We start from the raw sequence: 9,521 nt of genomic DNA on the forward strand, positions 1-9,521 counted from the left end.
TTGGAAAAAGTTTGAGGGTTGAGCTGGCGCAGCCGTCCGGAGAGACTGGCAGCTGCATCGGAAGGAGGGGCTGAGTGGGCAAAGACCTGTCCGCCTACAAGAAGATCCGTCTCGGGGACGACCTGCGCAGCTGGCGGCTGGAGAACAGCAAGACGCTCGCCGAGGCGACAGCCGGCCTGAAGGGCTGGGATGCGGCCCGGCTCAGCAAGGTCGAACGCGCCCTACTACCGATCACGGCAGCCGACCTCGCCGAACTCCTGGACCACTGCGGGATCACGGGCCAGGAGCGCGAGGAGATGGAGGGCCTGCTGGAGGACGGCCCGTCCAGGCGCTGGTGGCGCGACTTCAACGACACGATCACCGCTGCGTACGCCGAGTATCTCGGCCTCGAAGCCGAAGCGGCGCACATGATGGAGTACTTCCCTACCGGGTTTCCCGGCATGGTTCAGACCGAGGGCTACGCCAACGAGATGATCGCGGCGGGGCTCGACAGCCCGGGCGAGGAGCAGATCGAGGCTGCGACCGAAGTTCGAATGCTCCGTCAACGCAGGCTGACCGAGGAACCGATCCTCACTGTCGAGGCGTACTTCGGAGAAGTCACGCTCTTGATCGCAGGCGACCAGGAGGTCCTGGCCGAACAGATCAGGCACGCCATCAAGGTGGCCCGGTACCCGAACGTGACACTGCGGATGATCCCGTTGAGTGCCGGTCGGCCGGCGGTCCTGGCCTCGGGCGTCACGCTTCTGCGGTTCCCGCAAGGGGCAGATGCGGAGTTCGTCTTCATCGAGGCGGTGGGCGGTATGCTCCCGCGTAGGTCGGGACGCGATGTGCGGCGAGCCGAGCGGGCCTTCAACCGCGTGAAGCGGTACGCGTTGTCGCCGGAGGACACCATCACAGCTCTTGAGCGCAAGTTGGAAGAGATCACATGAGCGAGCAGCACGACCCCTACGACCACGACCCCTCCGAGGCCGACTGGGGCAAGTCCCCGTTCTCCGGGGACGGCAGCGGCAACTGCGTTCTCAGTGCTCGGTTTCCGAACGGGGACATCTGGCTCGGCGACGACAAGGACCTGACCAGGCCGCACCTCGCCTTCCGCCGTGACGAGTGGGCCGCCGTCGTGGCCGCCATCGAGGCGCGCGACCCGCGGTTCACGCCGTAGCGACCAGAGCGGGAAGGCCCCGGCCCCCTCTGGGTATCCCAGGGGGCCGGGGCCTTCCCGCTGTTCGGCCGTTCAGCTGTCGCTCTGGGGGCCGGTGAGGTTCTTGGTGAGCCACTGGAGGGACATCGGGATCAGCTTCTCGAAGTCCGTGGTGAGGTGCTTGCCGCCCGGCTCCTCGTAGTACTCGACGGTGGTCGGGGCGGCGGCGCTGGCGACCCACTTCTTGACCACGCCGACCTCGTAGGCGCTGCCGCCGCCGGCGGTGGCGAGCATCTTGACGTCGGCCTTGCTGGTGGAGATCAGCTTGTCGGGGCTGTTGGCGGCCTGCTCGGCCTCGTGGCCCTTCCAGAGGGTGGAGTCCGCCTTGAAGTCGCCGTCGATCGGCACGGCGGCCTTGTAGAGGTCGGGGTGCTGCATGGCCAGCTTGGCGCTGCAGTCGGCGCCGCTGGAGGCGCCCATCAGGCCCCAGCTGTCGCGGCCCTTGAGGGTGCGGAAGTTGGCGTGCACGAAGTCCGGGATGTCCTGGGACAGCCAGGTGCCCATCTTGGGCTGGCCGGGGATGTCCGAGCAGTCGAAGGACTTGTGCTCGTCGCTGGTCAGGTTCTGCACCGGCATGATCATGATGAAGGGGTGCGCCTGCTGCTGCTGGGAGAGCTGGGCGTCGATCTCCTCGATCGGCAGCTGCTTCTCGTCCGTCCAGGTGTTGTAGCCGTTGCTCTGACCGCCCGCGAAGAGGGTGAGCACGGGGAAGCCGAACTTGGCGTACTTCGGGTCGTTGTACTGCGGCGGCAGCCAGACCCAGACACGGCCGGAGACGCCGGACTTCTGGCCCGCCAGGGTGGTCACCATGATCGGGCCGGCCTTGGTGTCATGGTCCTTCTTCAGGTCGGCGGCCGGGCCGGTCGGCATCACGACCTTGCCGTCCGCCGGCGGCGCGCTGCTCGCCGGGGCGCCCGGGGTGGCGGCCGGGCTGCCGGCGGGCGGGGTGGCCACTGCTGCCGCGTTGCCGCCCGGCTTGGGCGCGGCGGCCGGTTTGCTGCTGCCACTGCTGCAGGCGGCCAGCGCGGCGGACAGTGCGAGCGCAGTGATACCGACCAGGACGGCGCGGGTGCGGGTGGGCTGCGACTGCGGCTGCGACTGCTGCGGCTGCACGGTGGAACTCTCCGATCGATAGCACGCCCGGCCGGACGGATCCGGGCGGTGGCCCCCGAGTGGGGCGGGAGGTCGCGAGCAGTGAGCCGGTGGACCGGCGGCGGGCTGCCGGGTTGCACTCCTCCCGACCTCGGGACGGCGCACCTGCTCCGGCTGGAGCGGGACGCCGTCCTGGAGGTAGGACGCTGGATCAACCCTGACAGTTTCCTGAATGACTAACCGAACTCGCGTTGCGTCCCGCGCTGCGGCGGCTGCCAGCCGCGGGCGCGGCCCCGGGGGACGACGACGGCGGCCAGGGCGGCCAGGGCGATCACCGCGAGGGCGGCCAGGGCCACGGTGACCGCGGTGCTCGGGGCGCTGGAGGCCGGGCGGGCCGGGGGCATGGCGAGCTTGGCGGCCCGGACGGTCGGGGCGGCGCCGGAGGGGGTGGGGAGGACGGTGGTGACGGCGGCCACCGGGTCCACCGAGCCGTAGCCGAACTGCGGGTCCGGCAGGGCGCCGCCCAGGCGGTAGGCGGTGGCCTCCAGGCGGTGGGCGAGCTGGGCCTCGGTCTGGTCGGGCCGGTAGGAGAGCGCCAGCGCGGCGGAGCCCGCCACGAAGGCCGTCGCGAAGCTGGCGCCCGCGCCCGTGTAGTAGCCGCTGCCGGCCGGGCCGACGCTCATCACGGCGTCGCCCGGGGCGGCGAGGTCGACCCGGCCGCCGACCGGGGTGCTGCCCTGGGTGAGGGTGCCTCCCGGGCCGAGGTCGCGGACGGCGAGGACCTCCGGGTAGGCGGCCGGGTAGACGGGCGCGGGGGGCGGCGGCGAGGAGCCGTCCTGGGTCTGGGGCACCGTGTCGACCGCCGCCGGGGCCACGATCAGCGCGCCCTTGCCCACCGCGTCGTGCACGGCCGCCGCGAGCGCGTCGCTGCCGCCCGGCAGGGTGACGCCCACGTCGATCACCCGGGCGCCCTTGTCGCTGGCGGCCCTGATGCCCTTGGCGAGCAGGTCGGGGCTGCTGGCGCCGGTGTTGTCGGTGACGCCGACCGCGAGGATCCGGGCCCCGGGCGCCAGGCCCGCGAAGCCCGTGCCACCGCGGGGAGCGGCGGCGATCAGGCCGGCCAGGAAGCTGCCGTGGCCCACGCAGTCGTGCGCCGGGTCGCCGCCGCCGGGCAGCTTCGGGGCGTCGTCGAGCCGGCCGGAGAGCAGCCCGGCGCCGTCGCTCACCCCGGAGCCGAGCACCGCGACCGTGACGCCCGCGCCCTGGCTCAGCTGCCAGGCCTGGTCGGGCCGCAGGAAGGTCTGCGGCCAGGGCGTGGCCTGGGTGTTCTTGGTCGACGGGGTCAGGCAGGAGGGGGCCTGTCCGTTCTGGGAGGTGAGCAGCTGGGTGACGCCGGGCAGGGTGTCGTCCGAGGAGGCGGAGGAGGAGCCGGAGCCGGACGGCGAGGGCGAGGCCCCCGGTCCGCTGGCCAGCGCCGCGCCGGTGGGCAGCAGCAGGGCGCCGGCCAGCACGGCGACGGTCGCCACCCGGCGTCCCCGCCTCACGCGAGGCTGCCGATCCGCTGGGCCGGGATGTCCTGCGGCAGCAGCAGGCTCAGCTCGGCCAGGTCCGAGACGTCCAGCTTGGCCAGGCGCCCGGCCTGGCGGGTGATCATCGCCTCCAGGGTCTGCCGGGCGAACCGGCCGTTGCCGAAGGTGCGGTCGCGCGCGACGGACTGGAACATCGCGAGGAGCGCGGCGATGGTCTCCGGTGCGCAGTGGTAGCCGGCCTTCTCGGCCTGCAGGCGCACGATGGTGACCAGTTCCTCGTCCGAGTAGTGCGCGAAGGTGATCTCCCGGGAGAACCGGGAGGCCAGGCCCGGGTTGGAGGCCAGGAAGCCCTGCATCTCCTCCTGGTAGCCGGCCACGATCACCACCACCTCGTCGCGGTGGTCCTCCATCAGCTTCATCAGGGTGTCGACGGCCTCCTGGCCGAAGTCGCCGCCGCCGCCCGAGCGCGGGGTCAGGGTGTAGGCCTCGTCGATGAAGAGCACGCCGCCGCGGGCCTTGTCGAAGACCTCCTTGGTCAGCTGGGCGGTGTGGCCGATGTAGCGGCCGACCAGGTCGGCGCGGGCCGTCTCGATCAGCTGGCCGGTCGGCAGCACGCCCAGCTCGGCCAGCAGCTGGCCGTAGAGGCGGGCCACCGTGGTCTTGCCGGTGCCGGGCGGGCCGGAGAAGACCACGTGGTGGCTGATCTGCGGGGCGGGCAGCCCGGCCTCCACCCGGCGGCGGGTCTGCTGGGTGAGGTTGACCAGGTCCTCGACCTGCTCCTTGGCCTCGCTGAGCCCGACCATGTCGCGCAACTGGTCGAGCAGGCCCGGACCTTCGGGCTCCTGCTCCGCGCCGTTGGCCTTCGCCAGTGCGGCGGCGGCCAGCTCGCCGACGTCCTCGGGGAGCAGCAGCGCCATGGCGGCGTTGTCGAAGCTCTCCAGCGTGGCGAGCCGGGAGGCCTGGCGGTCCACCATCTCCTCGAAGACCTTGCGGGCCGCGCGCCCGTTGCCGAAGTCGGCGCCGCGCGGCACCGCCTCGAAGTGCAGGACGAGCGCTTCGCGGGTGCCCTCGGCGAGTTCGTAGCCGTGGCCGGTGGCCGCCATCTCCACGATGGTGGCCAGCTCCTCGACGCTGTAGTTCTCGAACTCGATGGTGCGGCTGAACCGGGAGGCCAGGCCCGGGTTGGAGGCCAGGAACTCCTGGATCTCCTCCTGGTAGCCGGCCACGATCACCACCAGGTCGTCCCGGTGGTCCTCCATCAGCTTGACCAGGGTGTCGATCGCCTCCCGGCCGAAGTCGGGGCCGGTGCCGCCGTTGGAGCCGGCCGACAGGGTGTAGGCCTCGTCGATGAAGAGCACCCCGCCGAACGCCTCCTTGACCACCTCGGTGGTCTTCAGCGCGGTGCCGCCGATGATCGAGGCGACCAGGTCGGCGCGGGCCACCTCGACCAGGTGGCCGCTGCGCAGCACGCCCAGCTCGGCCAGGATCGCGCCGTAGAGGCGGGCCACGGTGGTCTTGCCGGTGCCGGGCGGGCCCGCGAAGACCAGGTGGCGGCTCATCGGCAGCGCCGGCATGCCGGCCTGCTCGCGGCGCTTGGCCAGCTTGTTGAGGTTGACCAGGGTCGCGACCTGCTCCTTGACGCCCTCCAGGCCGACCAGGGTCTGCAGCACGGCCTGCGGTCCGCGTACCTCGGCGGGGGCGGCGGCCTGCTGGTGCTGCTCCCCGGACGGGTCGTCGCTCCCGCCCGGGCCGCCGGCGGTCGGGGCGGCGGTGGCGGTGCCGTGCGCGTCCGGCGAGCGGTTGTCGCGGCTGTCCAGGTTCTCCACCGCGAGGCGGTCGCTCGGCTCGCTCTGGCGCAGCCCGGCGCCCTGGTTCTCGGCGACCAGGCAGTCGGTGAGCCGGACCGCCTCGGTGGTCTCCACCCGGGCGCCGTCCACCGTGTTGTCGGTCAGCCGGCAGTCCGTCAGGGTGGCCCGGGAGCCGGCCTGCAGGTGCAGGCCGTGCCGACGGTTGGCGCGCAGCCGGCACCTGGTCGCCGTCAGCTCGCCGCCCCGCTCGACGCTGACGCCGTCGTAGGAGTTGTCGGCGCTCTCGCAGTCGCGCAGGGTGGCGATCCCGTCGTCGCCGATCACGATCCCGCCGGCGCCGCTGCCGCGCACGGTGCAGCTGCCGAGGTAGCTGTTGCCGCCCTCGGCGATCCACACGCCCGCCCGGCCCGCGTCGACCACGGTGGCGTCCTCCAGCCGGCCGCGCCCGTCGCGCAGCACGGCCACGCCGTGGCCGGTCGCACCGTTCACCGTGATCCGGCGCAGCAGCGGGTTGGCGCCCTCGCGCACCACGACCCCGTTGCCCGAGGCGTCGTACACCTCCAGACGGTCGAACTCGGCGCTGCTCTCCCCGGTCAGCTCGACGCCGTCGGACCCGCTGTCGCGCACCACCGCGCGCACCAGCGAGGGGCCGGCCGACTCCCCGACGTGGATGCCGACCTGGGCGGCGCCGATCACCTCGCAGTCCTCGAAGGTGCCCCGGGCGCGGCCGGCGATGTGCAGGCCGTGGCCCTGGGTGCGCACCGCGCGGCAGCGGCGCAGCAGCGGGTCGGTGCCGTTGGCGAGGGCGATGCCGTGGCCGCGCACCCCGGTGACGGTGACCTCCTCCAGCACCACCTGGGCGGTGGAGCTGAGGTAGACGCCCAGCGCGCTGTCCCGGATCTCGGTGCGCAGCAGGCGCGTGGTGCTGTTCTCCTCCAGCGCGACGGCCGGCTTGTCGGTGGCCGAGATCTCGCAGTCCTCGATCACCCCGCGGGACTCGCCGTTGGCGCAGATGCCGTTGCCGCGCGCGTCGCGCATCACGCAGCGCCGCACGGTGGGGTTGGCCCGCTCGCCGATCACCAGGGCGGAGGTGCCCAGGTGCTCGATCACGCTGTCCTCGATCACGCTGGTGCCGCTGGAGGTCTCCACCAGGCCCGCGCCGGCCGAGTTGACCACCCGGCAGCCGCGCATCGCCAGCGAGCCCTGCTGGCGGGTGAGCACCGCGGTCCACGAGTTGCCGATCACCTCGCAGTCCTGCAGTGCGAGCTGGCCGCGCGGCACGTCCACGGTGGGCAGGTCGTCGTCCTGCCCGTGCAGCACCAGGCCGGTCAGCTGCACCGCCTCGGCGACCACCTGGAGCACCGCGCCGCGCTTGGGGCTGATCCGCACGCTGCCGCGCACGTCCTCGGCGGTGATGGTCACCATCTTGGTGATCACCAGGTTCTCCTCGTAGCGGCCGGGACGCACCGAGATCACCGCACCGCTGCGGGCGGCCTGCAAGGCTTCACCGATCGTGCGGTAGGAGCCGGACTCCCGCTGTTCCGCGCAGACCGTCAGCACCGGGCGCGACATTGCCAGGGGTTCCCTTCGTTGGTGGTGAGCGCTGCCCTGGGGCGGGCAGCCGCTCGTGACGTGCTGGGGCCGGAGCGGGTCAGGCCGTGCAGGTGGCCCGCACCGCGTCGGCGGCGTGGTGGGCGTTGGTCTTGCCGCTGTTGTTCCAGTCCTGGCCCCGGCTGTGCATGGTCACCGAGAGCGAACCGCTGTAGGGGAACCTGCCCTCGTCCACCCACTGGCCCGTGCTGTTGACCTGGCTGATCGAGAACGAGCCGATGCCGCCGTTGCCGTTGTTGACCGTGTAGTAGGTCGGGTTGCCGCCGACCTGCTGGACGTTGCCGTTGTCCGGGACGTAGACGGCGATGTCGCAGCTGCCGACCGAGCTGACGTTGAAGGTCCAGCGGACCCAGTTGGAGCCGTCGTCCTTGTTGGCGTCGCCCGACATGGGCACCGACCAGTACTTGCCGTTGCAGCCGCTGCCGGTGAACCCGCCGGCGCTGTTGGTGCCCCAGCCGGAGCCGGAGCCGGAGCCGGCCGAGGTGATGGAGCCGCCGCCGGAGGTGCAGAACGGGGCGGCCACGGCGACCACCGGGGCGGGCGGCGGCGGGGCGACCGGCGGAGCGGGCTGCTGGGCGGCGGCGGTGGTGGGCGCGGGCTGCTGCGGGGCGGGCTGCTGGGGGGCGCTGCTGCTGCCGCTGCCGCCACCGGTACCGCCGCCACCGCTGGTCCCGCCGGAGCCGCCGCTGGAGCTGCCGCCGCCGGAGCCACCGGCACCGCCGCCGCTGGAGCCGCCCGAACCGCCCGAGCCACCACCGGAGTTGGAGCCACCGGAGGTCGAACCGCCGGAGCTCGCCCCGCCGGCGGGGTGGTTGGCCTGGTTGGCCGTGCCCGTCGGACTGTTCGAACTGCCCTGACTGCTCTGGCCGTTCGGGCTGCTCTGGCCCGGCGCGGGCGAGCCGGAGGCGCCGGCGGCGGGCGAGCCGGCGGATGCCGACGGGGAGGGGGAGGACGAGCCGGACGCGGCGGCGCCGCCCGTGTCACCGTGCGAGTCGAAGCCGGGGACGAAGCCGTTGCCGCCCCCGTTGCCGCCCTGCTGGCTGTACCCCATCGGGGCACTGCCCTGGTTCGGCCCGTGCGGCGGCTTGTCGCCGCCGAGCTGGGTGAGCCCCAGCGGCACGCCGACCAGCACCAGGCCCACCGCGACGGCGGCGGCGATCATCGGCTTGGAGATCCGGCCCGGCTTGGGCCCGTTCTCGGGATCGGCGGGTTCGGCTCCCGTGGCGAGGTCGGCGGCGGCCTCGACCTGGGGCAGCGCCCGGCCGGCGGCGGAGGCCGCGACCGTCCCGGCCGCACCGGCGGCGGGGGCCGCCTTGGCAGCGGCGGCGGAGGTGGCGGCAGCGGCGGCAGAGGTGCTGGCGGCAGCGGCCGGGGCGGCGGTCCCCGGGGACTTCTTCGGGTCGGCGTCCGCCTTGGCGTCGCTGCCCGCCTTGGTATCGGCGCCTGCCTTGGCATCGGTGCCCGGCGCGGCCGGGGCCGCGATCTCGGGCGCAGCGCCGATCACAGCCGAGGCCGCAGGCGGCTTCGCGGCCTGGCCGGGCACCGCCGGAGCCTTCTGCTCCTGCGGCACCGGGGCAGCAGCAGGAGAAGGCGCCGGCTCGGCCTCCTCCTCGAATGCCCAGCTCACCGCCGGAAGCTGGTACCCACGCGCCGGCTGCTCCCCAGAGCCGCGCTTTTCCTCGCCCACCGTCGTCCCCTGCCTTCGACAACACTCCTGCCGGTGTGACGGACGGGGAGGTGGGCAGGGTTCAGCACCGCTGCTGCCCGGTGTTCGCCGGCCCGCTCTACTGCCCCACGTTCCAGACCGGCTCGTCCTCCTCGGCGGGCGGGGTGAGGATGAACGCGACGGCCTGCTCCAGCACCTCGGGCGCCGGCTCGGCACGCTGCACGTCGGCCTGCGCCCGGATGTGCGCGAGCAGTCCGGGCTCGGGGGCCAGGCCGTACTCGTCGAGGTAGTAGGCGATGGTGTCGGTCCAGATCCACTCGCCGTCGGTGCGGAAGCTCATCGGCACCACGCCGCGCCGCTCGGGGTCCAGCACGTCGTCCATCAGCATCGGGGTCATCAGCACGTGCGGCCCCGACCGCAGGTAGTCGGCGACCACCGCGCGCTCGGGCCCGTCCGCGAGCCGCGGGTGGTCCTCGGCGAAGGCCGGCCCGGTCACCGGGTCCACCTTGTCGAACACCGCCGCGAGCTGGAACGGGGTGGACAAGGTCGCGTGCTCGGGCCGCTCCGTCATCGTGTACTGCTCCGTCCTGTGGATCATCCTGCTGCTACGTCTCTGT

7 protein-coding genes are annotated in these 9,521 nt (G+C 73.2%); 2 read left to right on the plus strand and 5 right to left on the minus strand.

Going from position 1 to position 9,521, the window contains the following annotated elements; all coding sequences use genetic code 11:
• The first annotated feature begins 74 nt into the window (after window positions 1-74).
• Both OG500_RS11770 and OG500_RS11775 read left to right on the plus strand, forming a co-directional pair.
• Window positions 75-929, plus strand: a complete 855-nt coding sequence (locus OG500_RS11770) for a DUF5753 domain-containing protein (RefSeq protein WP_327066502.1) — start codon at window positions 75-77, stop codon at window positions 927-929.
• A complete protein-coding gene (locus OG500_RS11775) occupies window positions 926-1,159 on the plus strand; it encodes a DUF397 domain-containing protein (RefSeq protein ID WP_329579500.1) in 234 nt (77 codons plus the stop codon). Before OG500_RS11770 ends, OG500_RS11775 begins: the two co-directional genes overlap by 4 nt.
• A gap of 72 nt (window positions 1,160-1,231) precedes the next feature.
• On the opposite strand, the gene OG500_RS11780 is transcribed toward OG500_RS11775, so the two are convergent.
• The 5 genes from OG500_RS11780 to OG500_RS11800 form a co-directional block, all read right to left on the minus strand.
• Complete coding sequence (locus OG500_RS11780; protein WP_329579503.1) at window positions 1,232-2,311, minus strand: alpha/beta hydrolase; 1,080 nt, start codon at window positions 2,309-2,311, stop codon at window positions 1,232-1,234.
• Between the two features lie 215 nt (window positions 2,312-2,526).
• On the minus strand, window positions 2,527-3,816 hold the full coding sequence (locus OG500_RS11785; RefSeq protein WP_329579506.1) for a S8 family serine peptidase: 1,290 nt from the start codon (window positions 3,814-3,816) through the stop codon (window positions 2,527-2,529).
• Between the two features lie 14 nt (window positions 3,817-3,830).
• Complete coding sequence (locus OG500_RS11790) at window positions 3,831-7,199, minus strand: right-handed parallel beta-helix repeat-containing protein (RefSeq protein WP_329579509.1); 3,369 nt, start codon at window positions 7,197-7,199, stop codon at window positions 3,831-3,833.
• A gap of 79 nt (window positions 7,200-7,278) precedes the next feature.
• Window positions 7,279-8,865, minus strand: a complete 1,587-nt coding sequence (locus OG500_RS11795; RefSeq protein WP_329579512.1) for a hypothetical protein — start codon at window positions 8,863-8,865, stop codon at window positions 7,279-7,281.
• Between the two features lie 157 nt (window positions 8,866-9,022).
• The gene (locus OG500_RS11800; RefSeq protein ID WP_327066508.1) at window positions 9,023-9,502 is read right to left on the minus strand and encodes a hypothetical protein; all 480 of its coding nucleotides are present in this window, start codon (window positions 9,500-9,502) and stop codon (window positions 9,023-9,025) included.
• Between the last annotated feature and the right edge of the window lie 19 nt (window positions 9,503-9,521).

This window comes from Kitasatospora sp. NBC_01250 (assembly GCF_036226465.1).
GTDB lineage: Bacteria > Actinomycetota > Actinomycetes > Streptomycetales > Streptomycetaceae > Kitasatospora.